A 26,114-nucleotide genomic window follows, 5' to 3' on the forward strand; every position below is an offset into this window, starting at 1 on the left:
CACCCACACGATGGCCGAGCGAGCACTTCGCGGCACACGGCTCGGGGCGACGAGCTACGAGAACGACCGCAACACCGACCTGGCCCCGCGCCAGGAAGTCACCTACGACTGCACCCGTGGCCACCGCTTCGCGGTCACCTTCGCGACCGAGGCGGAGATCCCCGCCGAGTGGGAGTGCCGCTTCTGCGGCGACCGCGCCCTGCGTCGGGACGGCTCCGGTGAGGAGCCCAAGAACGCCAAGCCGGTACGCACCCACTGGGACATGCTGCTGGAGCGCCGGAGCATGGAGGACCTGGAGGAGGTCCTGGCCGAGCGCCTGGCCCTGCTGCGCGCGCGCCGCCGCGAGGAGGCGGCCAAGGTGGAGGAGCTCGCCAAGCAGCGGCAGAGCGCCTGACACACCTCGACATTCGGGGGCGGTGGACATCGTGTCCACCGCCCCCGTCGTGTGTGCCGGCCCGACCGGTCCCGCTCCGCACGGCCCGCGCCGATCGGGCTCACCCCGGCCCGCGCCGCACGGCCGCTCGGGTCCGGTTACGCGTCGCCGAAGGGGTCGCGCGTGGCGCCGACCAGGTCCTTGACGGAGTCGATCACCCGCGTGGGCCGGTAGGGGAACATGTCGGCCGTCTCCCGGCCGGAGATCCCCGAGAGCACCAGGACGGTCTGCAGGCCCGCCTCCAGCCCGCTGAGCACGTCGGTGTCCATGCGGTCACCGACCATCAGCGTGTTCTCCGAGTGCGCCCCGATCCGCCGCAGCGCCGAGCGCATCATGAGCGGGTTGGGCTTGCCCACGAAGTAGGGCCGCCGACCGGTGGCCTTCTCGATCAGCGCGGCTACCGCGCCGGTGGCCGGCAGCGGGCCCTCCGCGCTGGGGCCGGTCTCGTCGGGGTTGGTGGCGATGAACCGGGCGCCGTCGCGGACCAGGCGGATCGCCCGGGTGATGGCCTCGAAGCTGTAGGTGCGGGTCTCCCCCAGCACCACGTAGTCGGGGTTGCTCTCGGTCATGACGTAGCCGACGTTGTGCAGGGCCGTGGTCAGGCCGGACTCGCCCACCACGTAGGCCGTGCCGTTGGGGCGCTGGGTCTGGAGGAACTGGGCGGTGGCCAGCGCCGAGGTCCAGATGGACTCCTCCGGGATGTCCAGCCCCGTGTTGAGCAAACGTGCGCGCAGGTCGCGCGGGGTGTAGATGGAGTTGTTGGTCAACACCATGAACGGGATCCCGTTCTCGCGCAGCTCCGCGATCAACGCGTCCGCGCCGGGGATCAGGTGCTGCTCGCGAACGAGCACGCCGTCCATGTCGAATAGGTAGTTCCACTGGTTCTCGTTGCTCACGTGCCCCATTGTGCCGTCCCTGAGCTGCGGGCCGCCATTCCTACTCCCCAGTAGTGGTCCGGGCTCACACGTGGACCCGGTGGCCGAGCCGCTCCTGGAACCCCGTGGCGAGCCTGTCGCCGCGGTCGCCGCGTGCCGAGAGCCGGACGGTGCGGCCGTTGGCGTGGTGCAGGTCCACGGTCACGCGCCGCCCCGACCGGGTGATCCGCGCCGAGGCCACGTACTCGTAGTACACCTGCGCGGGGTAGGACGCGCGCAGGGCCCGCTCCTCCTCCCACTCCCCGCGGCGCCGGGCCTCCTCCGACGTGTCGCGCTTCCACACCGCCCGGCGCACACCGGGGATCAGCAGCAGCAGGAAGAGCGGCAGGCACAGCAGGCACAGCGTGATGACGACCCAGGCCACGGCCGTTCCCGCGAACTCCCTGGCACCGGCGACCACGCCGATCACCACCAGCACCAGCAGGCACAGGGCCAGCGGTATGGAGTAGAGCACGAGGTCGTCGGCTCCGGCGGTGTCCGCCCACCAGGGCAGGGCGAGGCCGGGCACGAGGCCGATCAGGGCGACGAGTCCGGCCCAGGCGCCCAGGAGTTCGGTGCGCTCACGCGCGGTCAGGGGGCGCACCGCGTAGCCGCGCCGGTCGATCAGCACGCGGACCAGGCCGCCGGGGGTGGAGCGGACGTTCTCTACGACGGTCAAGGGGACTCCGAAGGGGAATCAGACCGGCGGCCAGGGCACGGAGGGCCAGTCGGGCGCCGGGTAGGGGTGCACTCGGTGGTGGATCAGCAGCTCGACCCGGCGCCGGAGGGCGAAGGCCTCCGGCCCGGTCAGGTACCGCGCCAGTTCGACGGACAGGGCGCTCTCCGGGTTCCGCAGCGCGTCGCGGACCCCCGCCAGCGCCTCCAGCGCGTCCTCGGTGAGCGGCTGCCCCTGCCACTGCCACAGCACGGTGCGCAGCTTGTACTCCTCAGCGAAGGAGACACCGTGGTCGCACCCGTAGAGGTGCCCGCCGGGGGTGGGCAGCAGGTGGCCGATCTTGCGGTCGGAGTTGTTGATCACCGCGTCGAAGACCGCCATCCGCCGCAGGTCGCGGTTGTCGGTCTCGCGGGACAGGGCGACGAGGTCGACGGTGGTGTCACCGTGGACCCACAGCTGCACCATGCCCTCGCCGAAGGGGCCGTCCCGGTGCACGGTGGGCGGCACGACCGACCACCCCAGGGCCTCGGAGACGGCGTAGGCCAACACCTCGCGGCCGGCCAGGGTGCCGTCGGGGAAGTCCCACAGCGGGCGCTCCCCGGCCACCGGCTTGTACACGCACACGGCCGAGCGGACCCCGTCCGACACGGTGCAGTACAGCGTGGCGTTGGAGGCAGCGGTCAGGCGCCCCTCCACGGTGAGCTCGCCCGTGCGCACCAGGCCCAGGCCCAGATCGGGGGTCAGCCCCTCGAAGGCGTCAGCGGTCATGGGGGGCCTCAGACGAGGCGGTCCGGACGGTAGCCGTTCTGCCGGGCGCAGATGTGGCCGTTGGGGTCCAGGGGACGGCCGCACAGCGGGCAGTCGGGGCGGCCCGCGGAGACGACCTTGAGCGCCCGCCCGGCGAACGCGCGCGCGGCTCCCGGCGTGAGGTAGACGCGCAGGACGTCCCGGTGCGCCGGAGCGTCCTCGGCGAAGACCTCCAGCTCCTCCTCGTCGTCCTCGACGACGTCCTCGCCCGCGGTCTCGTCGATCTCCTGGGCCTCGATGATCACCCGTGCGGCCTCGGCGTCCCAGGCCAGCGCCAGGGTGCCCACGCGGAAGTCCTGCTCGATGGGCTGTTCCAGCGGCCCCTCGTCCTCCGGCGGCTCGGAGTCGTCGGGCGGCGCGCCGAAACGGCGGTGCACCTCTTCCAGCAGCTCCTCGATCCGGGTCGCCAAGGCCTCGACCTGGGCCTTTTCGAGGACGACGCTGGTGATGCGGCCTTCCCCCACGGCCTGCAGGAAGAACGTGCGGTCTCCCGGCTGGCCCACGGTTCCGGCGACGAACCGTTCCGGCGGGTTGAACTGGAATACGGGCATGCCAAGCACCTTAAGGGATAGCCGTGGCAGGACGCGAAAACCCCCGGGGCGCAGCAGCGCGCCCCGCCGCCGGGCGGGCTCCGGATCGCGCGGGCGCCCCGCCCCCGGGTGACCGGCCCCTCGGGCGGTCGCGCGCGGGACCCCGCGGTGCCCTGAGCGGGGGCTCTCGGCGGGGCGCGTGAGCAGGCCCCCGGTGTGCCCCGGCGTGCGGGTCCTCAGGGTTCCTCGGCGTCCGCCTCGCCGCCGCCCGCGCCGCCGCCGACCGCCGCGTCCCCCCGGGCCTCGGCCCGGGTGGGCAGGCTGCCGACCAGGTTCTCCCCCGTGTCGTTGAGCGCGTTGAGGAACGGCCGGGTCCGGGTGTAGGTGATCGACGTCACCGACCCCGGGTCCACCCGCAACCGCTGGAACATGTCCAGGTGCAGGCCCAGGGCGTCGGCCACGATCGCCTTGATGATGTCGCCGTGGCTGCACACCGCGTAGACCGGCGGCGGCGCGTCCTCCCCGGCGGCTCCGTGCTCCTGGAGCAGGCGGGTGTTCCAGTCCCGCACCGCGGCCACGGCCCGCGCGGAGGAGGCGGCCAGCGACTCCCCTCCCGGGAAGCGGGCGGCGCTGGGGTGGTCCTGGACCACCCGCCACAGCGGTTCCCCGGCCAGTTCGGACAGGGTCCGGCCGGTCCAGCTGCCGTAGTCGCACTCGATGAAGCGCTCGTCGGTCGTGACGGCGGTGTCCAGGTGGCGGGCTATCGCCTGCGCGGTCTCCTGGCAGCGTTCCAGCGGGCTGGAGACCAGCGCGGCCGGGCGCAGTCCGCTCAGCCGGCGGGCCGCGTCGGCCGCCTGGTCGCGGCCGGTGTCGTTGAGGTGCAGCCCCGGCGCGCGCCCGGCCAGGCGCGGTCCGGTGGCGTCGGTCATCCCGTGCCGGACCAGCAGCAGCGTGATCGCGGCGGGCGGGGGCGGCGCGGGCCGCCCGGGCTCCGGGGAGGGCTGTGGCCCGGGGGCGGGCCGGTCAGCGGGAGGGGGCGCCGCGGCCGCGGAGGGCGCGCCCTGGGGTGCCGTGGATGTCGCCATGGGCACAGGGTAGGACCTGGGCCGGTCCCCCGCACCGCATCGACACCGCGGGCCGCCGTGGGCCCGCTCCCATGGCGCGCGGGCGGTCCCGGCGCGGGGAGGATCCCCGGACGGCCCGGCCCTGACACGGTACTCTCCGCCGCATGGAACAGCGACAGGTGGGCAGATCAGGACTCTGGGTGTCACGCACCGCCCTGGGCACGATGACCTGGGGGCAGGACACCTCCGAGGAGGAGGCTGGGCAGCAGCTCACCGCGTTCGTGGACGCGGGCGGCACGCTCGTGGACACCGCGGACATCTACACCGGTGGGCAGAGCGAGCGGATCCTGGGGCGCCTGCTGCGCGGCTCGCTGCGCCGCGAGGACGTGGTGGTGGCGACCAAGACCGGGCACACCCCCGAGGCCTACCGCCCCGTGGACGGCTCCCGCCGCCACCTCCTGGCGTCCCTGGACGCCTCCCTGCGCCGGCTGCAGACCGACTACGTCGACCTGTGGCAGCTGCACGTGTTCGATCCGGCCACGCCGCCGGAGGAGTCGCTGGCGGCCATGGAGACGGCCGTCGCCGCCGGGAAGGCGCGCTACGTGGGCGCGGGCGACCTGGAGGCGTGGCAGTTCTCGACCCTGGCGACCTGGCAGCGCGCCCGCGCGGGCCGGGTCCCGCTGGTGAGCGTGGGCTCGGAGTACTCGCTGCTCAACCGGAGTGCCGACCGGTCGCTGCGACCGGCCGCGGCGGCGGCGCAGGCGCACGTGATCGCGTGGTCGCCGCTGGGGCGCGGGGTGCTCAGCGCCAAGTACCGCAACGGCGTCCCGCCGGACTCCCGCGGCGCCTTCCCCCACATGGCGCCCTACGTCGAGCCCTACCTGGACGACCACAGCCGGCGGGTGGTGGAGTCGGTGTGCACGGCCGCCGAGGGCCTGGGCGTCTCCCCGCTGGCCGTCGCGCTGAGCTGGGCGCGCGACCAGGAGGGCGTGGCCGCGGCCGTCGTGGGCCCGCGGACCCTGCCCCAGCTCCAGGAGATCCTGGGCCTGGAGGGCGTGGAGCTGCCGCCCGAGATCCGCCGCGCCCTCGACGACGCGACGTCGGCCCCCTGAGGCGCCGCCCCCGGGGGTCACCGGCCGCCGGTGGCGGGCGGGAGCAGGACCTTCTGTGCGAACACGGCCTCCGGGGCGTACCGGGCGTTGGGGGCGCGCGGCCGCGACGGGGCCGGTTCGCGGATCGCGCGGATGACCACCGGTGTCACCGCGACTCGGTACGCTCTCCCAGAGTCCGCGAAGTGCGCAACGAGGGGAACGGCCCCAGGTGTCTGAGGCAGTCGAACAGGTCAGTGCAGTCCTCGACCGGATGGGCGCGCCCCCCGCCCTGGCGCCCCGGCTGGCGGCCGCGCTGGGGCCCGGGGGCGCCGCCGAGCTGGACGCCAACCCCTGGCTCCTGCTGCGCCTGCCCCAGGTGACCGTCGAGCAGGCCGACTTCTGCGCCCGCAGGCACCTCGGCGAGGGCGCCCGGCCCGGCGACCCCCGCCGGCTGAGCGCCCTGACCGCCCACGTCCTGCGGATGGCCGCGCGGCGCGGGCACACGGTCGTCGAGGAGAAGCGGCTGGCCACCGTCGTGGGCCAGCTGGGCGTGCCGCGCCCGTCGGACGCGCTGGAGGCCGCCGTGGCCGACGAGAGCGCGGTGGTCCTGGAGAGCATGGAGGACACCGACGACGACTTCGACTTCGAGGAGGGCGGGGTTCCGGAACTGCCGGACCCCGAGCGCTACTACGCCCTGCCCGACGTCGGCCACGCCGAACAGCGCCTGGGCGACCAGCTGTTGCGCCTGATGAGCGGCAACGAGCCCATCATGGACTCGGCGACCGCCGGAGAGACCGTCGACGAGGCCGCCGACAAGGGCGGGTTCACCGTCACGGAGACGACCCGGCAGGCGCTGGTCACCGCGACGCTGCGCCCGGTCACCGTGCTGTGGCACGGGCCGGGCGACGCGGGCGAGGTGGCGCGGGCCCTGCTGTGCCTGGGCGCGATCGCCGCCGACAGCCAGGTGGGGATCGCCGTGGCGGCACCCACCGCCCAGGCCGCGGCGGCGCTCAACGCCGACCTCGCGGCCGCCGCCGAGGAGCCGCCGGTCCGCGCGGTCTCCCTGCCCGAACTGCTCTCCCAGGCTCCGCTCGAGGCCGGGCTGGTGGTACTCCAGGAGTCGATGTCGGTGGGGGTGGCGCGCGCCGCCGAGCTGGTGTCGGCGTGCGGCGACGACACGCACCTGGTCCTGCTGGCCGATCCCCGCCAGGCGCCGTCCGCCACACCGGGCCAGGTCGCGGTGGACGTGGCCGCCTCCCGGGCCGCCCACGCGGGCGAGGTGGCCGCCCCCGGCGAGCCGGGCCCGATCGCCGAGCTGGCCCTGGGCGTGGCCGACGGCGACGTGCCGGAGGTGGCCGCTCCCGACCGCGAGATCGTGCGGGTCCCCGCCGCCTCGGCGGAGGAGGCGGCGCACCGGGTGGTGCAGCTGCTCACCGACTCGATCCCGCGCGCACTGGGCGTGGATCCCGAGCACACGCAGGTCATCGCCTCCCGCGAGGACGGCCCGGCGGGTGCGCGCGCGCTCAACGCGGCGTGCAAGGAGCGGCTGAACCCGGGGCCGGGCGCGCACGGCGGCCTGGACGTGGGCGACCGCGTGCTCCTGGCGGCCGACGGGCCGGGGTACGGCCCCGGGGACACCGGTTACCTGCGCGAGGCGGGCGGGCGGACCGTGGTCGAACTGTCCGACGGCCGCGAGGTGGAGGTCGCCGACCCCTCCGCGCTGCGCCCGGGGTGGGCGGTCACCGTGGCCGCCGCGCACGGGGGCCGCTGGCCCGCGGTCGTGGGAGTGTTCCCGCCCGAGGTGCCGGTGTCGCGACCGCAGGTGTACACGGTGCTCACCCGCGCCGTGCGCCACGTGTCGCTGGTGGACGCCACCGGCGGCGCGCTGGCCACGGGTGTGCGCGACAACGCGGGCGCCCACCGCACGACCCGTCTGGCCCGCATCCTGCGCGAGGGCTGAACGAAGGCGAGCCGTCCGCCGCGGCGGGCGGACGGCCGGCCACGGCAGGCGGGCGGTCGATGGAGTCCGCCGGGCCCACGGGCCGAGCGGCGCAGCGGTCGCGGGACGTGCCGAGCGAAGCCGGTGGCCGGTCGGCCGCGGTCATCGGCCGTCGTACTGGCGGCACCGGCCCGCGAACACCGCCGCCACCTCGGTCTGCGGCCGTCGTGGGCACGGCGGTGACGGCCGTCCGGCTCACACGACACCTCCGTCCCGGGCCACGGTGACGGCCCAGTGCGTCAGGTCCCGTACCTGGGGAAGACGGAGGTGTCGATCCGGACGTCCTTGAGCGGTTCGGGCAGGACGACCTCGTCCCCGAACTCGGTGTCGTGGTGGGCCCGGTACTCGCCGCCCTGGGGATCCCAGTACACCCGCGTGGTCCCGTCCCGCGGATCGATGACGAGGTGGACGGGGATCCGCCACCGCGCGTACAGGGACGGCTTGACCTTGGTGTCATTGGTGTGGTTGCTGGGAGAGACCACCTCGACCACGCAGTCGACGTCGTCGGGGTCCACCAGCCAGCCGTCCTCCTCCTCGACCGCCACGGGAACGATGAGCAGGTCGGGCGAGGCGAAGTCCTCGCCTTCGAGAGCTTCGATCGAATAGTTCTGTTCCGCGACACGATCTTCCGGCAGTTGCGGAATCAGTTGCCTGTCGAGTCGCCGGACGACAGCCCCGTGCTTCTTCGACGGGGTGGGTGACATCACGATGGCCCCTTCGATGACCTCCACCTTGACTCCTGGCGGAGTATCGAGGCTGTCGGCCAGTTCGCGCAGACTGAACGGGGGCAGACGCGTGTCAGAGGACTCTTCCAGTACAGCGGTCATGGGCTCCCCTTCGTTTCGCTTCGCCATCGTAGGGACCTCCACGGCCGCGTGTTCGGGCTTTCCGTCATCCTGGTCCTACCCACGTTCCGAAAGCAAAGGTGCGCGCGGACCGAAATCTCAGATCCGGTCGAGGAAGGCGCCGTCGACCACCAGGTTGTTGCCCGTGACGTAGCTCGCGGCGGGGCTCGCCAGGAAGGCCGTCGCACGGGCGACCTCCTCGGGGCGGCCCAGGCGTCCGTAGGGGATGCGCTCGCGGATGCTCTCGTAGAACGCCGGATCGTTCTCCCTGCGCCTGGCCCAGCCGCCGCCCGGGAACTCGATGGGGCCGGGCGAGACGGTGTTGACCCGGATCCCCTCCGGCGCCCACGCGCGGGCGAGCGAGGAGGCGTGGTGGTTGAGCGCGGCCTTGACCGCACCGTAGGAGTGCGGTCCGGCGGGCACCGTGGTGTGCAGGGCGGAGGTGGTGGAGATGAGGACCACCGAGCCGCCGCGCTCGGAGGCGGCCAGGTACGGGTGGGCGGCCTCGGCCAGGCGCACGAACGGCAGCAGGTCGGAGTTGAGGCCGCGCTCCCACTGGTCCGGCGTCCTCGCGCTGCCGCCGGAGACGTTGGAGACCAGCACGTCCAGACCCCCGAGGTAGGCGGCGGCCTCGCCCAGGAACGCGGTGAGGGCGTCGTGGTCCGCCACGTCCACCGGGTCGGCGTACACGCGCGCCCCCGTCGAGGACAGCTCCCCCGCGGCCTCGGCGAGGGGGGCCGGTGTACGCGCGCAGATCGCCAGGTCGGCGCCCTCCTCGGCGAACACCTGGGCGATGGCGCGCCCGATCCCCCGGCTGGCACCGGTGACCAGTACCCGTGCCCCTGACAGTCCCAGATCCATGGAGTTCCTTTCCCGAACGGGCGGGCACGCCCGGTGCCCGCCCTGGCGGTGGTGGTCCTGGCCGGGGCCCGTGGCCCCCGCGGTTCAGGCCCCGGTGGAGTGGAAGCCGCCGTCCACGTGCACGGTCTCGCCGGTGGTGGCCGGGAACCAGTCCGAGAGCAGCGCCACGACCGCCTTGGCCGCGGGCTCGGGGTCGCTGACGTCCCAGCCCAGCGGAGCGCGCTCGGGCCAGTGCTTGGCCAGGTCGGCGAAGCCCGGGATACTGCGCGCGGCCATGGTGCTCAGCGGCCCGGCCGAGACCAGGTTGACGCGGATGCCGTCCCCGCCCACGTAGCGGGCCAGGTAGCGCGCGGTGGAGGTCAGCGCGGACTTGGCCACGCCCATCCAGTCGTAGATCGGGTAGGACACGCTGTTGTCGAAGTCCAGGGCCACGACCGAGCCGCCGTTCTTCATCAGCGGCGTCAGGGAGGTGGTCAGCGACTTCAGGGAGAAGGTCGAGGTGTGCATGGCCGTGGCCACGTCCGACCACTCGGTGTTGAGGAAGTTGCCGCCCAGCGCCTCCTGCGGGGTGAACCCGATGGAGTGCACGATGCCGTCGAGCCCGTCGACGTGCTCGCCCACCCGGGAGGCGAGGCTGGCGAGCTGCTCGTCGTCGGTGACGTCCAGTTCCAGGACCGGGGGCGTCTCGGGCAGGCGCTTGGCGATGCGCTCGACCAGGCTCATCCGGCCGTAACCGGTGAGGACGACCGTGGCGCCCTGCTCCTGGGCGAGCCTGGCCACGTGGAAGGCGATGGAGGAGTCGGTCAGCACCCCGGTGATGAGGATGCGCTTACCTTCGAGGAGTCCCATGGTGTCCTGTCTGTGAGAGGGGCCGGCGGGGTCCGGCGGTGGCGGGGTCCGGCGGCGGGGAGGTGCGTGCGGAACGGACCCTCAGTGGCCCATTCCCATGCCGCCGTCGACGGGGATGACGGCGCCGCTGATGTAGGCACCGCCGGGACCGGCGAGGAAGCCGACGGTCCTGGCGATGTCCTCCGTGCTGCCGATCCGGCCGAGCGGGATGTTCTTCTTGATCTCCGCCTGGCGGTCCTCGGACAGGGCCGAGGTCATGTCGGTCTCGATGAAGCCCGGGGCCACGACGTTGACCGTGATGTTGCGCGAACCCAGTTCGCGGGCGAGCGAGCGGCCGAAGCCGACGAGGCCGGCCTTGGAGGCCGCGTAGTTGGCCTGGCCGCCGGAGCCCATCAGGCCGACCACCGAGGAGATGAGGATGATGCGCCCGCCGCGCTTGCGCATCATGCCCCGCACGGCGCGCTTGGCGACGCGGAAGGCCCCCGTGAGGTTGGTGTCCAGGACCGAGGAGAAGTCCTCCTCGCTCATCAGGGCCAGCAGCTGGTCCTTGGTGATGCCCGCGTTGGCGACCAGGACCTCGACCGGGCCCTGGGCCTCCTCGACCTCCTTGAAGGCGGCATCGACCTGGGCGGAGTCGGTGATGTCGCAGCGCACCCCGAACAGGCCCTCGGGCGCCTCGCCGGAGCGGTGCGTCACCGCGACGTCGTCGCCGCCCGCCGCCAGCTCACGGGCGATCGCCAGTCCGATTCCGCGGTTGCCGCCGGTGACCAGGACCGAGCGCGACATAGATGCTCCTCTGCTGCCGAGGCTGCGGTGAACAGCCAGGATGTCGGGGGTGGGATCGCCTTGCAGGGTACCGAGCTACCGACCGGTAGCCGCAACCGAGGTCAGTCCCGCGACACCGCGGTCACACACCCCGTAGACGCGGCTCGGCCCCGTGCGCCCACTGCGGACCCACGCTCAGGCCCCCGTCCGCGGTGGCGCGGGCGGGGATGCCCTGGTCGGCCAGCCGCGCGGCGGCCGCGTCCTGGTCGGTGACGGAGACGGTCACCGACGTGAGCGCGGTCCGGTCGCGGTGGCGCTCGCAACGCGCCTCGGTCTCCGCAAGCCGCCCCGGTGGGACGGACATCACGGTGCCGACGAGGGCGACCGCCCCGGCGCCGACCCCGTGGACGCCGTCGACGAGGCTCTGGGCGCCCTGCGCGCCGGCCTGGAGCTCTGACCGGCCCCGCCGAGCCCCTGGCTCAGGCCCACCCCGCGTCGTGGGCGAGGATCGCCGCCTGCACCCGGTTGGTCATCCCCAGTTTGGCGAGGATCCGGCTGACGTGCGCCTTCACCGTCGCCTCCCGCATGCCCAGGGCCCGGCCCGCCTCGGCGTTCGAGCGCCCCTGGGCCACGGCGATCAGGACCGCCCGCTCGCGTTCGCTCAGCGCGGCCAGGCGTTCCCTGGCCTGGGCCCGACCGGCCGCCGACCCGCCCTCGGCGGGCGCGGCGAACCGTTCGAGCATGCGCTTGGTCACGCTCGGCGAGAGCATCGCGTGGCCCTCGTGCACGGTGCGCACCGCGGAGATGAGGTCCCGGGGCGGGGTGTCCTTGAGCAGGAAGCCCACGGCTCCGGCGCGCAGCGCGTCGTGCACGTACTCGTCCAGGTCGAAGGTGGTGAGCAGGACCACCCGGGGCGCGCGCGGCATCTCCGTGAGCCGGGCGGCCGCGGTGATCCCGTCCGTCCCCGGCATGCGGATGTCGAGCAGGACGACGTCGGGGACGAGTTCCCCCGCCATGCGCACCGCCTCGGCGCCGTCGCCCGCCTCGCCCACGACCTCGATGTCGGGGGCGGCGTCCAGGATCATCCTGAGTCCGGAGCGGACCAGGAGTTCGTCGTCGACCAGGAGCGTGCGGATCAACGCGGCCCTCGTTCCGTTCCGGTGTGGTGGTCGATGGGCACGATAGCGCGCAGGCGCCACCCCCCGTCGAAGCGGCGGCCCGAGGTCAGGGCCCCGCCCGCCAGGGTCACGCGCTCGTGCAGTCCCGTGAGCCCGAACCCGCTGACCGGTGGGGGCGCGGACGTGACGGTGGCCGGCCCGTTGGCCACCTCGACGGCCAGGCCGTCGGGCACCGTGCGCACGTCCACCGAGACCCGCGCACCGGGCGCGTGCTTGGCGGCGTTGGTCAGCCCCTCCTGCACCACGCGAAAGGCCGTGCGCTGGACGTGGGCGGGCAGGTCGGGGACCACGTCCTCGCCCGTGCGCACCACGGTCATCCCGGCACCGCGCCAGTCCTCCACGAGCCGGTCCAGGTCGGCCAGCACCGGCTGCGGCGCGGTGGGCGCCGCGGCTCCGGTGTCGTCGCGCAGCACGCCCAGGATGCCGCGCAGTTCGGCGAGCGCCTCCCGCCCGGTGGTGCGGATCACCCCGGCCGCCTCGGCGGTGCGCTCGTCGGGCGCCGAGACCTCCAGGCCGCCCGCGTGCAGCACCATCAGGCTGACCCGGTGCGCGACGACGTCGTGCATCTCGCGGGCGATGCGGGTGCGTTCGGCCCCGATGGCCTGCTCCGCCATGAGGTGCTGTTCGCGTTCGAGGCGCTCGGCGCGCTCGTGCAGGCGGTCGACCAGCTGGCGCCGTGTTCCCACCCACAGTCCGAAGGTCGTGGGGACGACGAGGAAGATCGCGACGTTGACGAAGAGGGCGATCCCGGAGACGTCCACCCCGATGCTCATCGCCAGGGTCATCAGCGCGAACCAGCCCGCCAGCAGGCGCCGGTCGTCGAAGTGGACCGCGTAGGAGTAGAGCGCGAACGCCGCCGGGACCAGGTCTCCGAAGGCGAGGAGCAGGACGGACGCCAGGCCGAGCAGCCACATGGGACGGCTGCGGCGCAGCAGGACGGTCACGCAGAACATCCCCGTGGGGACCAGGCCCAGGAAGAGGACGATGGCGAGCGCGACGGCCGCCATGTGGCGTTGGGGCAGGGAGTCCAGCATGCCCTGGACGAGTCCCATCTGCGGCATGACCTGCAGGAAGAGGACGAACGGCGCCAGGCCCAGGGCGTAGACCCAGTCGGCGATGCGCAGCCGGCGCCGCCACCACCACTCGGTGTTGTGGCGCCACAGCCCGCCGAGCTCCCGCGCCTGACGCGCCATCCGCTCCCTCATGCGCCGGATTCTATGGCCGGACCGGCTCGGATCCGCTCGTGCGCCGGGGGCGCGCCGCCCGCGTCCGATCGTCGGTCCCGCCCGTGTCAGCGCAGGTCGGCGTCGGTTCCGGCGCTCTGGCGCGGACGCGGCCCCGTCGGCGACCCCCGACGAAAGTCGGTACCCCCACCAGACGAAGGAGTCGCGAACCCGCCCCGCACCATGCCTTTGGCCGAGGCGCGGATCGGCCCACAGGCGGACGCCGCGACCCGTGGCGGCTCCTAGCGTGGAGATCACGCCGAGACGGACACCGGTTCGGCTCGGTCCCCACACCCGTATTCGCATCAGGAGTTGTCAGCCGTGACAGAGCCCATCGCCACGTCCGTCCCCACGGTCACCTCACCACCGGTGGTGGTCGCGCGGGGGCTCACCAAGACCTACGACACCGGGGCCAGCCAGGTACACGCCCTGGCCGGGGTGGACGTCGAGTTCCACCGTGGCGCGTTCACCGCGATCATGGGCCCCTCCGGCTCGGGCAAGTCCACGCTGATGCACTGCCTGGCGGGGCTGGACACCGCCACCTCCGGCACCGTCCACCTGGGCCGCACCCAGATCACCGGCCTGCGCGACGCCGAGCTGACCCAGCTGCGCCGCGACCGGATCGGCTTCATCTTCCAGTCGTTCAACCTGCTGCCGATGCTCACCGCGGAGCAGAACATCCTGCTGCCCTCGCAGATCGCCAAGCGCGCCGTGGACCGCCAGCGCTTCGACCACATCATCGACGTGGTCGGCCTGCGCGACCGCCTGTCCCACCTGCCCGCGAAGCTCTCGGGCGGCCAGCAGCAGCGCGTGGCCGTGGCGCGGGCGCTGCTCAACGCTCCTGAGGTGGTCTACGCCGACGAACCGACCGGCAACCTGGACTCGCGGTCCGGCTCGGAGGTGCTGTCCTTCCTGCGCGACTCCGCCCGGGACCTGGACCAGACCATCGTCATGGTCACCCACGACCCCGTCGCCGCCTCCTACGCGGACCGCGTCGTCTTCCTGCGCGACGGCCGCCTGGTCGACGAGGTCACCGACCCCACCGCCGAGCTCGTCTCCGCGCGCCTGCTGAAGCTGGAGGCCTGAGCGCATGCTGCGCACCACACTCGCGGGACTGAGGCTGCACAAGTCCCGCTACGTCACCACGGTCCTGGCCATCGTGCTCGGCGTCATGTTCGTCTCGGGCACGATGGTCTTCGCCGACACCCTCAACGCCAACTACGAGGAGTCCGTCATGGGCTCCGCGACCGCGGTCGACGCGATCGCGGTTCCGCCGGAGCAGGAGCAGACGGGCGACCCCGCCGCGGAGCCGGCCGAGCCGGCGCGGCTCACCGACGACCAGCTGGACCACGTCCGGGCCCTGCCGGAGGTCGCCGGGGCCGACGGGATGGTCCAGGGGCAGGCCGTCCTCCTGGATGACGAGGGGCGCGCGTTCGGCTACACGCCGCCCGCCGCCCTGGCCCTGGGAGAGGTGACCCGTTTCTCCCCCGACGAGGGCAGTCTGCCCACCGACGGAACCGAGATCGCCCTGGCCACCTCCACCGCCGACCAGACGGGTTTCGGGGTCGGCGACACGGTGACCGTGCTCGACGCCGACATGGAGGAGCGCGAGTTCACCGTCTCGGGCCTGGTCAACTTCGGTGTCGACCCGGCCTTCACCTACGGCGGTGCCCTGGTCCTGGACCCCGGCACCCTGGAGGAGATGACCGGCACCACCGGGTACGCCGAGATCGACGTGGTGGCCGCCGAGGGCCACACCGACGAGCAGGTGGCCGAGGCCGTGGCCGGGGTCCTGGGTTCGGACGCCGAGGTCAGCACCGGTGAGGAGTTCGGCCTGGCGATGGCCGAGGGGGCGGGGGCCGACACCGAGATGCTGCGCACCGCCCTGCTGCTGTTCGCGTTCATCGCGATGTTCGTCGCCGGGATCGTCATCTACAACACCTTCGCGATCCTCATCGCCCAGCGCCAGCGCGAACTGGCCCTGCTGCGCTGTGTGGGCGCCACCCGCGCCCAGGTCTTCCGGTCGGTCCTGGCCGAGTCCGTGGTCGTGGGCCTGATCGCCTCCGCCCTGGGCGTCCTCGCCGGTGTGGGCGTCGGCATGGCCGGCGCGGCCGTCGGCGGCCCGCTCATGGGCATGGACGGCGGGGTACCGGTCGTACTCACGCCCGTCGCGATCCTGACCGGTCTGGTCGTGGGCACCGTCGTGACGGTGTGCTCCGCCCTGGTCCCAGCCATCCGCGCCACCGGGGTCGCTCCCCTGGCGGCACTGCGCACCAGCGCCACGTCCGCCGGCCTGGAGAAGGGCACCGGGCGAGTCCGGGTCGTGTTCGGGCTGCTGGCCTTCGCGATCGCCGCGGCGATGGTGGCGTCGACCCAGATCTCCGGTCCCGACCAGACGGGCCCGTTCGTCGTGACCGGCGCCGCCCTGGTCGCGTTCGTGGGCGTGGTCGTCCTGGGACCGCTGATCGTCCGCGGCTGTGTGCGGCTCGTCGGCGTCCCGATGCGCAGGGTGGGCGTGGCCAGCATGCTCGCCGTGGACAACTCCACGCGCAGCCCGCGCCGGGCGGCCACCGCGATGATCGCCCTGACCGTGGGCGCCACCCTGATCACGGGCTACTCCGTGGTCAGCGCGAGTGTGGAGTCGACGATGACCCGCCAGCTCGACGAGAACTTCCCCATCGACTACCAGATCACCCCGCAGTTCACGATGGAGGGCACGTCCGCTCCCGACGCGGACACCGGGCCCGGTGAGGGGGCCGCCGAGGACGTCGACGCCCCGCCGGAAGCGGAGGGCACCGAAGGCGCCGGAGGCGCGGAGGACACCGAAGGCACGGAAGGCACGGCTCCGGAGTCCGGCGAGGGGTCCGTTCCCGCGGCCGCCGTGGAGGTGGTCCCCGACTCCGTGTTCGAGGACCTGGAGTCCGAACCGACCGTGGCCGTGGTCAGCGGCCGGCGCAACGCCTTCGTCGAGACGGAGGACGGACGCTTCCTCAGCGTCAACACCTATCCCGGTTTCGACGCGGAGGACCTGGGCCTCGAGTCCACTGCGGGCGACCTCGCCGATCTCGGCCCCGGTAAGATCGCCCTCCCCGAGGACGATGCCGACGGCACCGGTATCGGTGACGCCTTCGCCCTGCCCCTGGAGGACGGCACGGAGGTGTCCCTGGAGGTCGTCGCACTCCTGGACCCCATGATGTCGATGGGGATACTCCTGGACGAGCAGGACTTCACCGAGGCCTTCCCGGAACTGACGGGGAACGACGCCGTCATGGTCCGCGGCACTGACGACGCCGACCCCGCCGAACTGCGCGAGGCCGTCTATGACGCGGTCGACGACCACCCGACCCTGCAGGTCGCGTCGATGGCCGAGATGCGCGGACAGCTCTCCGAGATGATGGACATCGCGTTCTACACGATCGCGGCGATGCTGGGATTGGCGATCCTCATCGCGGTCTTCGGCATCTCCAACACCATGGCGCTGTCGGTGCTGGAGCGCACCCGCGAGTCCGCCCTCCTGCGGGCCCTGGGCCTGGCCCGCGGCCAGCTGCGCCGCATGCTGAGCCTGGAGGCCGTGCTGCTGTGCCTGATCGGCGCCGGCGTGGGCATCGGGCTGGGCGTGGTCTTCGGCTGGGCCGCCGTGGAGGCCACGCTGCCGAACGCGATGCTGTCGGTCCCCGGCGCCCAGATCGGGGTGTTCATCGTGATCGCCGTCCTGGCCGGGCTGCTCGCCTCCGTCCTTCCGGGCCGGCGGGCCGCCGGGACGTCCATCACGGGCGCGCTCGCCAGCGAGTGACCGTCGTTCCACGGTGACGCGGCGCGGGCCCCTCCGGTCGGAGGGGCCCGCGCCGTACTGTGTGTCCGTGGGGGTGTTCAGCGGCTTCTCGGCCTGTTGCGCGACGCCCACGCACGACTCTCGCTGCGTTCTCATCGGTCAACAGCCGTCAGGAGGGGCCCACGCTGTGCGACAACGGCGAAGCCGCACAGTAGGGGAGGTCCCTTCTTCGGCCAGGCGAGAGCCGCACCGGGACTCCGCTCACCACGGGCGGCATCCACCGAACACGACCTTGGCACGAGGGAGGTCCACTGTGGGTACGACGGCTCCGGTCACGGCCGGAACGGTGGAGTGGGGCACGCCCACCGCCCGCTGGACGCTGACCGCGACGGTCCTGGGCTCGGGCATGGCGTTCCTGGACTCCACGGTCGTGACCGTGGCGCTGCCCGCCATCGGGGACGACCTCGGCGCGGGCCTGTCCGGTCTGCAGTGGGTCGTCAACGGGTACATGATCACGCTGTCCGCGCTGATCCTGCTCAGCGGATCGCTCTCCGACCGGTTCGGACGGGTGCGCCTGTTCATGGCCGGGGTCGCGGTGTTCGCCCTGGCGTCGGTGCTGTGCACCTTCGCGCCCACCCTGGAGTGGCTGGTGGCGGGAAGGGTCGTCCAGGGGCTGGGCGGCGCGATGCTGACCCCGGGCAGCCTGGCGATCCTCCAGGCGGGGTTCCGCGAGCAGGACCGGGCCCGGGCGATCGGCGCCTGGTCGGGGCTGACCGGCGTCGCCGGGGCGGTGGGGCCGTTCGTGGGCGGATGGCTCGTGCAGATCGGCGACTGGCGGCTGATCTTCCTCGTCAACGTCCCGATGGCCGCGGCCGTGCTGCTGATCGCCTGGTTCAAGGTGCCCGAGTCCAGGGACTCCGGAGCCGACCAGGGCTTGGACTACACGGGCGCCCTGCTGGGCGTACTGGCGCTGGGCGGGATCACCTACGCGCTGATCCAGTGGGGCGCGGCGGGAACCACCCCGGCGGTGGTGGCCGCGGCCGTGGTCGGCGTGCTCTCCCTGGCGGCCTTCGTCCTGGCCGAGGCGCGCGGACGGCACCCGATGCTGCCGCTGGGCATCTTCTCCTCGGCCTCCTTCACCGTCACCAACGCGGCCACGGTGCTGGTCTACGGGGCGCTGGGGCCGATGCTCTTCCTCCTCGTCATCTTCCTGCAGGAGGTGGGCGGGTACTCGCCCGTCGCGGCGGGCGCGGCGTCCCTGCCGATCACGGCGCTGATGCTGCTGCTGTCGGCGCGCTCGGGCAAGCTGGCCGCGCGGATCGGCCCCCGTCCGCAGCTGGTGGCGGGGCCCCTGCTGCTGGCCGGCGGCTTCCTGTTGCTGTCGCGGCTGGAGCCGGAGGCCCCCTACCTGACCGGCGTGCTACCGGGGGTGCTGCTGATCGCGCTGGGGCTGGCGTCGGCGGTGGCGCCGCTGACCGCGACCGTCCTGGCCTCGGCGCCCGAGCGGCACGCGGGCCTGGCCTCGGGGGTCAACAACACCTTCGCGCGCAGCGCCCAGCTCATCGGGGTGGCCGCCGTTCCGGTGGCGGCGGGGATCAGCGGCGGCGGCCAGGGGGCCGACGGCTCGGCGAGCGCGGCGGCGATCGCGCAGGGCTTCGGTCCGGCGATGCTGATCCTGGCGGGGATGTGCGCTCTGGCCGCGGTGTGCGCCCTGGCGCTGCCGCGCCGGTCGGCGCTGCTGGCGGAGCGGAGGATGGAGGAGGAACAGGGACAGGAGGACGGTCGGAGTTCGCCGGAGGCGTCCGAACCGGAGCCGCCCACGCCGCCGTCGCGGTTCTGCGGGGCCACGGAGCCGCCGTGGCAGTCCTGCCCGGGGTCGAGCGCGGGCGCCGGCCACGACGCTCCCGGCGGCGCTCGCTAGCGGCTCACCATCTAGAGGTCCTCGGGCCGGTCCTCGGCACCGGACCCGACCTGGGTCTCGGGGACGACGCTCACCGCGTCCTCCTCGGCGCTGCGCACGGCGCCCCAGCGCTCGTGGGGCACGACGTCCCGGCGCTCGGCGCGCACCTCGGCGTTGATGCCCCACTCGCCGCGGCTGTCGTCGTCCTCGAAGTCGTAGCCGAGGATGTTGAAGTCGGGTTCGATCTCGTGCTCGCTCTCGGCGATCTCGCTCTCCTGGGGGTCGTCCCCCATGTCGGCGTCGACGTCGTAGGGTCCTTCGCTCACAGTGTCCCCCTCCTTACCCCGATGCTTCGATGATCGCAGGTCACGGGGGACATGTCAGCTTCCTGGCGTCGGCGCCCGCGCCTCAGGGGCGCTGGTGCTCCGCACGGCGCAGGCGCAGCGGGCGCAGGGCGGCTTCGAGGGCCACGGCGGCGTCGAGCTTGCTCTCGCCCTCGACGCGGTCCTCGAAGTGGATGGGGATCTCCATCATCTTCCGGCCGCGGCGGTAGGCGCGGTAGTGCATCTCGACCTGGAAGGCGTAGCCGGTGCTCTCGATACCGGGCAGGTCCAGCACGCGCAGCGCCGAGGACCGCCAGATCTTGAACCCCGCGGTGACGTCGCGCACGGGCATGGCCAGGAGGGTCTTGACGTAGGTGTTGGCCCATCCGCTGAGCAGGCGGCGACGCAGTCCCCACCGCTCGGACAGGCTGCCGCCGGGAACGTAGCGGCTGCCGATCACCACGTCGGCGTTCGTGGAGAGCAGGGTGCCCAGCAGCTGGGGGACGTAGCCCACCGGGTGGCTGAGGTCGGCGTCCATCTGGACCACGAACTCGGCGCCCTCGTCCAGGGCGTGCGTCATACCCGCCACGTAGGCGCGGCCCAGGCCGTCCTTGGCCGTGCGGTGGACCACGCTGATCCGGCCCCGGTGCTCGACGGCGAGCTTGTCGGCGACCTCCCCGGTGCCGTCCGGCGAGTTGTCGTCGACGACCACGACCCGCAGTTCCGGCAGGTCCAGCGCCATGAGCTGGGCGACCAGGCGCGGCAGGTTGGCCGCCTCGTCGTAGGTGGGGACCACGACGGTCAGCCGCGACCGCGACCAGGGGGCGGGCAGGGCGACGGGCGGCGGAGTCACGTGGACCGGCCCGGACGAGGGCCGGTCCGGGGGCGTCGACTGGGAGGGCATGCGCGGCGGCTCCTGGGTGTGGACAGTGAAGAGGACGCTAAGTCGCAAACCACCCGTTACGCGCCAATCGCGCAAGGGGCGTGAACGGTAGGGTACGCGCTCGCCCGCACCCGGCACGAGGGGGACGCCTCGGCGCACGCGGCCGGAACCGGCCTGTCCCGACCGCGCACACGTCACTGCCCCCGCGCGTCCATGACGACGGCGACGTGCACGAGGGCGCCGGTCTCCTCCAGGGTCATCAGGACCTCGGGGTCGGCGCGGTTGTCCGTGACCAGGTGGGCGATCATCTCCGGGGCGACCGTGGGAACCATGGTGTCCGCGCCGATCTTGGTGTGGTCGGCCAGCACGATGACCTCCTCGGCACAGGCCGCCAGGGCCCGGTCGACGCTGGCCACCGCCGGGTTGGGCGTGCTCAGGCCGCGGTCGGCGCTGACCCCGTTGCCGGTGAGGAAGGCCCGGTTGACCCGCAGCCCGTCGAGGAACTGCTCGGCCGCGCCCCCCACCAGGGCCCTGATCGGCCCGTGCAGTGTCCCGCCGGTCATCACGACCTCCACGCCGGCCGCGTTCAGCAGGGCGTCGGCCACGCGCAGGGAGTTGGTGACCACGGTCAGGTCGGTGTGGGAGGCGAGTTCGCGGGCGAAGGCCTCGGCGGTGCTGCCCGGACCGATCGTGACGGCGTCGCCCGGACGGACCAGCCGGGCGGCGGAGGCGGCGATGGCGGCCTTCTCCGCCGCGCACTGCTCGCTCTTGCCCGCGTAGCTCTGTTCGTGTCCGATCCGGCCCGGCAGCGCGGCGCCGCCCCGGCGGCGGTCGACCAGCCCCTCGGCCTCCAGGGCGCGCACGTCGCGCCGGACGGTCACCTCCGAGGCCCGGACCTTGACCGCGATATCACGCAGGGACATGGTCCCGTTGGCGCGGACCAGTTCGAGAATGCGCTCACGGCGCTCGGCGGCGAACGCCGGACGGTTCTCCTCGGCCATGGACGTGGCTCACCTTCACCCGTGCTCGAAACGGTGCGCACGGGTCCTCCCGCGCCTCTTCAGGGTACGGGCCGGTCCTCACGGTCCGCGGCCTCGCGTGCGGCGGGGGGTGTCGGGGGCTTCTCCGTCAGGAGGGTGACGATCACGACGAGTGTGAGGGCGACCAGACCGATGAGGGCTCCGGCTCCGAAGAGCATGACGACGGACATTCTGGCCTCCCGAGGGATGGGCTGACCTGCCATTAACCGAATTCCCGGTTTAGCTTGGCCTCACACCACCGAACGCCCGGAAGATGCGGCGAGAATGGGTGCATGACGGTCGACTCCACACCCCTGGCACCCACCGTCTGGTGGGCCCGTACCTCCGACGCCGACTCCCGCCTCCTGCGCCTGCTCGACGAGGGCGAGCAGGCCCGCAACGCGCGCTTCCGCCAACAGGCCGACCGCGACCGGCACCTGCTGGGCCGCTCACTGGCCCGGCTGGCGCTGGCCGACCTCGCCGGCTGCCCTCCGGAGAAGGTCACCTTCGACCTGCGCTGCCGCTCCTGCGAGGACAAGGCGCGCACGGGGGCGCGCGGCGGCGACGAGGAACCGCACGGCAAACCGCACCCCTCGGGACCGGCCCAGGGCTGGGAGGTCTCGGTGAGCCACTCCGGCGACTGGGTGGCCCTGGCGGTGAGCGAGGGCGTACCGGTCGGCATCGACGTCGAGGGCGTCACGGCGGCGCGCGACGTGGAGGGGCTGGCCGACTACACGCTGGCCGAGGAGGAGCGCCGGGCCTGGCTTCTCCTGCCCGCGCAGGAGCGGGCGACGGCGTTCTTCGGCTACTGGGCGCGCAAGGAGGCCCTGCTGAAGGCCACCGGCCTGGGGCTGTCGGGCGGCCTGCGCCGCGTGGCCGTCTCCCCGCCGCACACCCCCGCACGGCTGCTGTCCTGGGAGGGCGGCGGAGGGCCGGACGCGGCGTGGCTGTCCGACCTGGACCGGGGAACGGCCTACCGGTCGGCCCTGGCGGTGCTGACCGACCGGCCGGTGGAGTTGGTCGTGCGCACCCCGCGGGAGACCGCCGCCCTGCTCGGCTCCTAGAACGGGCGCGCCCGGGGCTCAGGACCGGGACAGGTGGCGGCTGATCACCATGCGCTGGACCTGGTTGGTGCCCTCGACGATCTGGAGCACCTTGGCCTCGCGCATGTACCGCTCCACCGGGAAGTCGCGGGTGTAGCCGTAGCCGCCGAACACCTGGACGGCGTCGGTGGTGACGCGCATGGCGGTGTCGGTGGCCATGAGCTTGGCCATCGCGGCGCGCTCGCCGAAGGGGCGCCCGGCGTCGCGCAGGCGGGCGGCCGCCAGGTACAGCTCACGGGAGGCGGCGACCTGGGTGGCCATGTCGGCCAGCATGAAGCCCACACCCTGGAAGTCGCCGATGGCCCGGCCGAACTGGTGGCGTTCGCGCGAGTAGGACACGGCCGCCTCCAGCGCCGCCTGGGCCACGCCGACGGCACAGGCCGCGATGCCCAGCCGCCCGGAGTCCAGGGCGGCCAGCGCGATGCCGAAGCCCTGGTCCCGCGGTCCGATCAGGGCCCGCTCGTCGAGTTCGACGCCGTCGAACAGCACGCCGGAGGTGGGCGAGGAGTTCATCCCCATCTTGTGCTCGGGGGCGGCCGCGCCCAGGCCGGGGGTGTCGGCGGGCACGTGGAAGCAGCTGATCCCCTTGGCCCCGGAGCCGGGCTCCCCGGTGCGGGCGAAGAGCGTGTAGTAGTCGGCGCGGCCCCCGTGGGTGATCCACGCCTTGGCCCCGTCGACCCGGTAGCCCCTCCCGGTGTCCTGGGCCCGGGTGGTCAGGGCGGCGGCGTCGGAGCCGGAGGAGGCCTCCGACAGGCAGTAGGCGCCGAGCAGGTCGCCGCCGAGCATGTCGGGCAGGTGGGCGGCCCGCTGCTCGTCGGTGCCGTAGGCGGCCATCGGATAGCAGGACAGGGTGTGCACGCTCACGCCCAGGCCGACCGCGAGCCAGCCGCGGGCCAGCTCCTCCACGACCTGGAGGTAGACCTCGTAGGGCTGGTCGCCGCCGCCGTGGTCGGAGGAGTAGGGCAGACCGAGCAGGCCCGCGGCGCCCAGGGTGGCGAAGACCTCGCGCGGGAAGACCCCGTTCTCCTCGTCGCCCGCCGCGCGCGGCAGCAGCTCCTTGTCCACGATCTCCCGGGTCAGGTCGAGCAGCTGCTCGGCCTCCGGGGTGTGCAGTGTGCGTTCGACCGCCATGACCCTCTCCCTGCGTGCGCGCGGACCCACCCACGACCAGATTTAGTAGGTCGTCCAACTATATGGTGACGAACGGCACCTTATCTCACCCACCGAGACAGCGGAACGGCCGAGCCCTCGACACCGGGCGCCGCGCGGACCCGTATCGCTGGACGGAGCGCGCCGGGACACCCGCGCGAGGCGTACGCCTGTACATCGGCACCCTTCCCGTCCTAGATTCCCTCGCATGGACCTCGAACTCCGCCACCTGCGCACCCTCTGCCTCCTGGCCGACACCGGCAGCGTGACCAAGGCGGCCGCGGCGCTCTCCACGTCCCAGCCCGCCCTGACCACGCAGTTGCAGCGCATCGAGCGCGAGGTCGGCGGCCCCCTGTTCCACCGGGGGCGCTCGGGCGTCAAACCCACGGAGCTCGGAGAGTTCGTCCTGGTCAGAGCGCGTTCCGTCCTGTTGTCCATGGACGACCTGGTCAACGACATCACCGCGCGCGGCGCCTCGCCCTCCACCCTGCGCATCGGCGGCGTCGGATCGCTCGCGCTGGAGCTGTCGGCGCGGATGTCGGACGTGGTCCCCCACGTGCCGGTCCAGGTCCGCACGGAGTACTCCCCCAAGCTGGTCACCGACCTGGTCCGGGCCGGGCGCCTGGACGCGGGCACCACGATCGACTACGCGGACCGCGACCCCTCCACGGACGGCCCGCTGGCCTGGGCGATGCTGGCCGTGGAACCGCTCCACGTGGCCCTGTGGGCGGACCACCCGGCCGCGGACTCCCCCGTCGTCCGGCTCGCCGACCTCGCCGACAGCCCCTGGGCGCTGACGCCCCCCGACGGCGCGGGCTGGCCCGACTGCTTCTACCTCGCCTGCCAGCGCGCCGGCTTCACCCCCGACGTGCCCTTCCGGCTCTACGAGCGCTCGGAGATCCGCGACCTCGTCTCCGACCGCCGGGCGATCGCACCCTGCCAGTCGGACTTCGAGACCGGGGCCAACGTGGTGGTCCGCCCGCTGGCCGGCGCCCCGATCCAGCTGCGCCACCTCCTGGTCTGGCGCCGTGACGGCGCCGTGCACCAGTACGCCGACCAGATCGCCCGGGCGGCCCGCCGGATCCTGGACCGCGGCCCCCGCGACACCACCGAACCGGTCGGCTCACCGCTCTGACCGGCCGCCGCCGGCTCCGGGGACCGTACCCCGAGGCAACGTTGTCCCGCCTCCGCCCCAGGTCAGCGGGGTTCGACCCGTGCGCCCGCAAGTGCAGTGGCTCACGACACACGTAGGCTACTCGCTGGTAAGGTACCGACCAGTAGGTGTGCCTCCCCCACCACCGGGTCCACCTCTCGTCATCCCCCCGGGGGTCCGCTTCCCGCTCAGGCGGACACAGCACTACAGGTTCAGGACACCACCATGCGATCACTGAAGGCACTCGCCTGCGCGCTCACCGTCGCACTCCTCGTCTCCTCCTGCTCCGGCGGCGCGTCCGACGACGAGGCGACCGGCGCCGCGTCGGACGAGACCATGGGCGTCACCGACGACACCGTCGTCATCGGGACCCACCAGCCGCTCACCGGATCCGCGGCCCCGGGCTTCCGCCACGTGTCCACGGGGGCGCGGGCGGTCTTCGACTACATCAACGACAACGGCGGCATCCACGGGCGGCGGATCGACTACCAGGTGCAGGACGACGGGTTCGACCCCGCGCGCACCGCCGAGGCCACCCGGGTCCTGATGGAGGACCACGAGATCTTCGCGATGCTCGGCGGTCTCGGCACCCCCACGCACGAGGCCGTCATCGGCGACCTCAACGAGGCGGGCGTGCCCGACCTGTTCGTCTCCTCCGGCGCGCTGGCCTGGGACCAGCCCGAGGAGTACCCCTACAGCTACGGCTTCCAGGTCGACTACACCAAGGAGGCCAAGATCCAGGGCCACTTCCTCGCCGAGAACTTCGCCGGCGAGGACGTCGCCCTGCTCTACCAGAACGACGACGTGGGCCCCTCCTCGCACGCGGGCATCGAGCAGTACCTCACCGACGAGATCGTCGCCTGGGAGTCCTACGACCCCGGCGTGCCCGAACTCGGCGGCCAGATCTCCGAGATGAAGGCCAGCGGCGCCGACGTCGCCGTCTGCTACTGCATCCCCGCCTTCCTCGCGCAGGCCGTCCTGGAGGGCGCCTCGGTCGGCTACGAGCCGCAGTGGATCGCGCCCAGCTTCGGCGCCGACGTCCAGATCGCCACCGGGATCATCGAACAGTTCTCCGAGGGCACCCCGGCCGAGGACATCCCCTCCGAGGCCTTCCTCGACGGGCTCATCATCACGTCGTTCCTGCCCCCGGTGGCCCACGCCGACGACCCCTGGACCGCGTTCTTCCGCGAGATCCACGAGGAGTACAACGAGGGCACGCCCTTCACCGACACCACGGTGTACGGCATGGCGCAGGCCGTCCTGTTCGCCCAGGTCCTCATGGAGACCGGCCCCGACCTGACCCGCAGCTCCCTCATCGACACCCTGCACTCACGCGAGTGGACCGGCCCGGGCCTGGTGCCGTTCCAGGCGACCGAGGACGACCACAGCGGCTACTCCGGTGTCATGGTGACGCAGCACCACGCGGACGGGGAGCTGGAGATCCTGCAGGAGCCGATGGCCACCGACAGCGACGGCGGGCAGATCGTGCCCTTCGAGCTGGACCGGCCCTCCCCCGACGAGGTCGTCCTCTTCGACGGCGCGGGCGACGAGTAGCGCCGGAGTAGACGACGGCCCCG

At 73.2% G+C, this 26,114-nt stretch carries 28 protein-coding genes; 10 read left to right on the top strand and 18 right to left on the bottom strand.

Translation table 11 applies throughout. From position 1 onward, the window contains the following. The first annotated feature begins 10 nt into the window (after positions 1-10). Complete coding sequence (locus ADL05_RS25235) at positions 11-394, top strand: RNA polymerase-binding protein RbpA (protein WP_053619498.1); 384 nt, start codon at positions 11-13, stop codon at positions 392-394. A 137-nt stretch (positions 395-531) separates the two neighbouring features. Here ADL05_RS25235 and ADL05_RS25240 read toward each other — a convergent pair whose 3' ends face one another. From ADL05_RS25240 to ADL05_RS25260, 5 genes are all read right to left on the bottom strand, one after another. Next, the gene (locus ADL05_RS25240; RefSeq protein WP_053619499.1) at positions 532-1,338 is read right to left on the bottom strand and encodes an HAD-IIA family hydrolase; all 807 of its coding nucleotides are present in this window, start codon (positions 1,336-1,338) and stop codon (positions 532-534) included. Between the two features lie 55 nt (positions 1,339-1,393). After that, on the bottom strand, positions 1,394-2,026 hold the full coding sequence (locus ADL05_RS25245; RefSeq protein ID WP_053619500.1) for a hypothetical protein: 633 nt from the start codon (positions 2,024-2,026) through the stop codon (positions 1,394-1,396). A gap of 18 nt (positions 2,027-2,044) precedes the next feature. Next, positions 2,045-2,791 (bottom strand): SCO1664 family protein, encoded by a 747-nt coding sequence (locus ADL05_RS25250; RefSeq protein ID WP_053619501.1) that lies wholly within the window; start codon positions 2,789-2,791, stop codon positions 2,045-2,047. 8 nt (positions 2,792-2,799) lie between these two features. Next, complete coding sequence (locus ADL05_RS25255; protein ID WP_053619502.1) at positions 2,800-3,381, bottom strand: DUF3090 domain-containing protein; 582 nt, start codon at positions 3,379-3,381, stop codon at positions 2,800-2,802. Positions 3,382-3,596: 215 nt separating this feature from the next. Beyond that, positions 3,597-4,445, bottom strand: a complete 849-nt coding sequence (locus ADL05_RS25260; RefSeq protein WP_082376888.1) for an MSMEG_4193 family putative phosphomutase — start codon at positions 4,443-4,445, stop codon at positions 3,597-3,599. A 143-nt stretch (positions 4,446-4,588) separates the two neighbouring features. Here ADL05_RS25260 and ADL05_RS25265 point away from each other — a divergent pair, with 143 nt between their 5' ends. After that, positions 4,589-5,536 carry an aldo/keto reductase gene (locus ADL05_RS25265; protein WP_197285928.1) on the top strand — a complete coding sequence of 316 codons (948 nt, stop codon included), beginning with the start codon at positions 4,589-4,591 and terminating at the stop codon, positions 5,534-5,536. Positions 5,537-5,553: 17 nt separating this feature from the next. Here ADL05_RS25265 and ADL05_RS32200 read toward each other — a convergent pair whose 3' ends face one another. After that, on the bottom strand, positions 5,554-5,685 hold the full coding sequence (locus ADL05_RS32200) for a hypothetical protein (RefSeq protein ID WP_255351866.1): 132 nt from the start codon (positions 5,683-5,685) through the stop codon (positions 5,554-5,556). A gap of 59 nt (positions 5,686-5,744) precedes the next feature. Here ADL05_RS32200 and ADL05_RS25270 point away from each other — a divergent pair, with 59 nt between their 5' ends. Next, positions 5,745-7,475 carry a helix-hairpin-helix domain-containing protein gene (locus ADL05_RS25270; RefSeq protein ID WP_053619504.1) on the top strand — a complete coding sequence of 577 codons (1,731 nt, stop codon included), beginning with the start codon at positions 5,745-5,747 and terminating at the stop codon, positions 7,473-7,475. A 278-nt stretch (positions 7,476-7,753) separates the two neighbouring features. On the opposite strand, the gene ADL05_RS25275 is transcribed toward ADL05_RS25270, so the two are convergent. From ADL05_RS25275 to ADL05_RS30815, 5 genes are all read right to left on the bottom strand, one after another. Next, positions 7,754-8,341 (bottom strand): Uma2 family endonuclease, encoded by a 588-nt coding sequence (locus ADL05_RS25275; protein ID WP_197285929.1) that lies wholly within the window; start codon positions 8,339-8,341, stop codon positions 7,754-7,756. Positions 8,342-8,458: 117 nt separating this feature from the next. Further along, positions 8,459-9,220 (bottom strand): SDR family NAD(P)-dependent oxidoreductase, encoded by a 762-nt coding sequence (locus ADL05_RS25280; RefSeq protein ID WP_053619506.1) that lies wholly within the window; start codon positions 9,218-9,220, stop codon positions 8,459-8,461. Between the two features lie 84 nt (positions 9,221-9,304). Further along, a complete protein-coding gene (gene fabI / locus ADL05_RS25285) occupies positions 9,305-10,069 on the bottom strand; it encodes an enoyl-ACP reductase FabI (protein ID WP_053619507.1) in 765 nt (254 codons plus the stop codon). A gap of 81 nt (positions 10,070-10,150) precedes the next feature. Further along, entirely contained in the window at positions 10,151-10,855 is a 705-nt protein-coding gene (locus ADL05_RS25290; RefSeq protein ID WP_053619508.1) for a beta-ketoacyl-ACP reductase, read from the bottom strand. A 121-nt stretch (positions 10,856-10,976) separates the two neighbouring features. Then, positions 10,977-11,120 (bottom strand): hypothetical protein, encoded by a 144-nt coding sequence (locus ADL05_RS30815; RefSeq protein ID WP_156366029.1) that lies wholly within the window; start codon positions 11,118-11,120, stop codon positions 10,977-10,979. 24 nt (positions 11,121-11,144) lie between these two features. Between ADL05_RS30815 and ADL05_RS30820 the strand changes: the two genes are divergently transcribed. After that, positions 11,145-11,291, top strand: a complete 147-nt coding sequence (locus tag ADL05_RS30820; protein ID WP_156366030.1) for a hypothetical protein — start codon at positions 11,145-11,147, stop codon at positions 11,289-11,291. 22 nt (positions 11,292-11,313) lie between these two features. On the opposite strand, the gene ADL05_RS25295 is transcribed toward ADL05_RS30820, so the two are convergent. Beyond that, positions 11,314-11,973: a response regulator transcription factor gene (locus ADL05_RS25295; RefSeq protein ID WP_053619509.1), complete on the bottom strand. Its 660-nt coding sequence runs from the start codon at positions 11,971-11,973 to the stop codon at positions 11,314-11,316. Then, entirely contained in the window at positions 11,970-13,217 is a 1,248-nt protein-coding gene (locus ADL05_RS25300) for a sensor histidine kinase (protein ID WP_053619510.1), read from the bottom strand. Before ADL05_RS25300 ends, ADL05_RS25295 begins: the two co-directional genes overlap by 4 nt. Positions 13,218-13,556: 339 nt before the next feature. Here ADL05_RS25300 and ADL05_RS25305 point away from each other — a divergent pair, with 339 nt between their 5' ends. The 3 genes from ADL05_RS25305 (at position 13,557) to ADL05_RS25315 (ending at position 18,928) form a co-directional block, all read left to right on the top strand. Next, entirely contained in the window at positions 13,557-14,321 is a 765-nt protein-coding gene (locus ADL05_RS25305; protein WP_053619511.1) for an ABC transporter ATP-binding protein, read from the top strand. Positions 14,322-14,325: 4 nt separating this feature from the next. Further along, positions 14,326-17,028 (top strand): ABC transporter permease, encoded by a 2,703-nt coding sequence (locus tag ADL05_RS25310; protein WP_053619512.1) that lies wholly within the window; start codon positions 14,326-14,328, stop codon positions 17,026-17,028. A 292-nt stretch (positions 17,029-17,320) separates the two neighbouring features. Further along, on the top strand, positions 17,321-18,928 hold the full coding sequence (locus tag ADL05_RS25315) for a DHA2 family efflux MFS transporter permease subunit (protein ID WP_053619513.1): 1,608 nt from the start codon (positions 17,321-17,323) through the stop codon (positions 18,926-18,928). Positions 18,929-18,939: 11 nt separating this feature from the next. On the opposite strand, the gene ADL05_RS25320 is transcribed toward ADL05_RS25315, so the two are convergent. The 4 genes from ADL05_RS25320 to ADL05_RS31325 all read right to left on the bottom strand — a co-directional run bounded on the left by ADL05_RS25320 (position 18,940) and on the right by ADL05_RS31325 (position 21,323). Beyond that, positions 18,940-19,233, bottom strand: coding sequence for a hypothetical protein (locus tag ADL05_RS25320; protein ID WP_053619514.1), 294 nt, complete (start codon positions 19,231-19,233; stop codon positions 18,940-18,942). Positions 19,234-19,315: 82 nt separating this feature from the next. After that, positions 19,316-20,134 carry a polyprenol monophosphomannose synthase gene (locus ADL05_RS25325; protein ID WP_053619515.1) on the bottom strand — a complete coding sequence of 273 codons (819 nt, stop codon included), beginning with the start codon at positions 20,132-20,134 and terminating at the stop codon, positions 19,316-19,318. Positions 20,135-20,307: 173 nt separating this feature from the next. Next, the gene (locus tag ADL05_RS25330; protein WP_053619516.1) at positions 20,308-21,114 is read right to left on the bottom strand and encodes a DeoR/GlpR family DNA-binding transcription regulator; all 807 of its coding nucleotides are present in this window, start codon (positions 21,112-21,114) and stop codon (positions 20,308-20,310) included. A gap of 59 nt (positions 21,115-21,173) precedes the next feature. Further along, the gene (locus tag ADL05_RS31325) at positions 21,174-21,323 is read right to left on the bottom strand and encodes a hypothetical protein (RefSeq protein WP_197285930.1); all 150 of its coding nucleotides are present in this window, start codon (positions 21,321-21,323) and stop codon (positions 21,174-21,176) included. Between the two features lie 102 nt (positions 21,324-21,425). Here ADL05_RS31325 and ADL05_RS25335 point away from each other — a divergent pair, with 102 nt between their 5' ends. Then, positions 21,426-22,196, top strand: a complete 771-nt coding sequence (locus tag ADL05_RS25335) for a 4'-phosphopantetheinyl transferase superfamily protein (RefSeq protein WP_053619517.1) — start codon at positions 21,426-21,428, stop codon at positions 22,194-22,196. Between the two features lie 18 nt (positions 22,197-22,214). Here ADL05_RS25335 and ADL05_RS25340 read toward each other — a convergent pair whose 3' ends face one another. Then, positions 22,215-23,366: an acyl-CoA dehydrogenase family protein gene (locus ADL05_RS25340; RefSeq protein WP_053619518.1), complete on the bottom strand. Its 1,152-nt coding sequence runs from the start codon at positions 23,364-23,366 to the stop codon at positions 22,215-22,217. Positions 23,367-23,592: 226 nt separating this feature from the next. Between ADL05_RS25340 and ADL05_RS25345 the strand changes: the two genes are divergently transcribed. Together ADL05_RS25345 and ADL05_RS25350 are read left to right on the top strand one after the other, a co-directional pair. Next, positions 23,593-24,519 (top strand): LysR family transcriptional regulator, encoded by a 927-nt coding sequence (locus ADL05_RS25345; RefSeq protein ID WP_053619519.1) that lies wholly within the window; start codon positions 23,593-23,595, stop codon positions 24,517-24,519. 243 nt (positions 24,520-24,762) lie between these two features. Beyond that, positions 24,763-26,091, top strand: a complete 1,329-nt coding sequence (locus ADL05_RS25350) for an ABC transporter substrate-binding protein (RefSeq protein ID WP_053619520.1) — start codon at positions 24,763-24,765, stop codon at positions 26,089-26,091. Positions 26,092-26,114 lie beyond the last annotated feature (23 nt).

Source organism: Nocardiopsis sp. NRRL B-16309, assembly GCF_001279585.1.
GTDB lineage: Bacteria > Actinomycetota > Actinomycetes > Streptosporangiales > Streptosporangiaceae > Nocardiopsis.

Excerpts from the sequence above, each read along its gene's own strand:
- ADL05_RS25235 (WP_053619498.1), top strand. The coding sequence starts at position 11 with ATGGCCGAGCGAGCACTTCGCGGCACACGGCTCGGGGCGACGAGCTAC.
- ADL05_RS25240 (WP_053619499.1), bottom strand. The coding sequence starts at position 1,338 with ATGGGGCACGTGAGCAACGAGAACCAGTGGAACTACCTATTCGACATG.
- ADL05_RS25250 (WP_053619501.1), bottom strand. The coding sequence starts at position 2,791 with ATGACCGCTGACGCCTTCGAGGGGCTGACCCCCGATCTGGGCCTGGGC.
- ADL05_RS25255 (WP_053619502.1), bottom strand. The coding sequence starts at position 3,381 with ATGCCCGTATTCCAGTTCAACCCGCCGGAACGGTTCGTCGCCGGAACC.
- ADL05_RS25260 (WP_082376888.1), bottom strand. The coding sequence starts at position 4,445 with ATGGCGACATCCACGGCACCCCAGGGCGCGCCCTCCGCGGCCGCGGCG.
- ADL05_RS25265 (WP_197285928.1), top strand. The coding sequence starts at position 4,589 with ATGGAACAGCGACAGGTGGGCAGATCAGGACTCTGGGTGTCACGCACC.
- ADL05_RS25275 (WP_197285929.1), bottom strand. The coding sequence starts at position 8,341 with ATGACCGCTGTACTGGAAGAGTCCTCTGACACGCGTCTGCCCCCGTTC.
- ADL05_RS25280 (WP_053619506.1), bottom strand. The coding sequence starts at position 9,220 with ATGGATCTGGGACTGTCAGGGGCACGGGTACTGGTCACCGGTGCCAGC.
- fabI (WP_053619507.1), bottom strand. The coding sequence starts at position 10,069 with ATGGGACTCCTCGAAGGTAAGCGCATCCTCATCACCGGGGTGCTGACC.
- ADL05_RS25290 (WP_053619508.1), bottom strand. The coding sequence starts at position 10,855 with ATGTCGCGCTCGGTCCTGGTCACCGGCGGCAACCGCGGAATCGGACTG.
- ADL05_RS25300 (WP_053619510.1), bottom strand. The coding sequence starts at position 13,217 with ATGAGGGAGCGGATGGCGCGTCAGGCGCGGGAGCTCGGCGGGCTGTGG.
- ADL05_RS25310 (WP_053619512.1), top strand. The coding sequence starts at position 14,326 with ATGCTGCGCACCACACTCGCGGGACTGAGGCTGCACAAGTCCCGCTAC.
- ADL05_RS25325 (WP_053619515.1), bottom strand. The coding sequence starts at position 20,134 with ATGCCCTCCCAGTCGACGCCCCCGGACCGGCCCTCGTCCGGGCCGGTC.
- ADL05_RS25330 (WP_053619516.1), bottom strand. The coding sequence starts at position 21,114 with ATGGCCGAGGAGAACCGTCCGGCGTTCGCCGCCGAGCGCCGTGAGCGC.
- ADL05_RS31325 (WP_197285930.1), bottom strand. The coding sequence starts at position 21,323 with ATGTCCGTCGTCATGCTCTTCGGAGCCGGAGCCCTCATCGGTCTGGTC.
- ADL05_RS25335 (WP_053619517.1), top strand. The coding sequence starts at position 21,426 with ATGACGGTCGACTCCACACCCCTGGCACCCACCGTCTGGTGGGCCCGT.
- ADL05_RS25340 (WP_053619518.1), bottom strand. The coding sequence starts at position 23,366 with ATGGCGGTCGAACGCACACTGCACACCCCGGAGGCCGAGCAGCTGCTC.
- ADL05_RS25345 (WP_053619519.1), top strand. The coding sequence starts at position 23,593 with ATGGACCTCGAACTCCGCCACCTGCGCACCCTCTGCCTCCTGGCCGAC.
- ADL05_RS25350 (WP_053619520.1), top strand. The coding sequence starts at position 24,763 with ATGCGATCACTGAAGGCACTCGCCTGCGCGCTCACCGTCGCACTCCTC.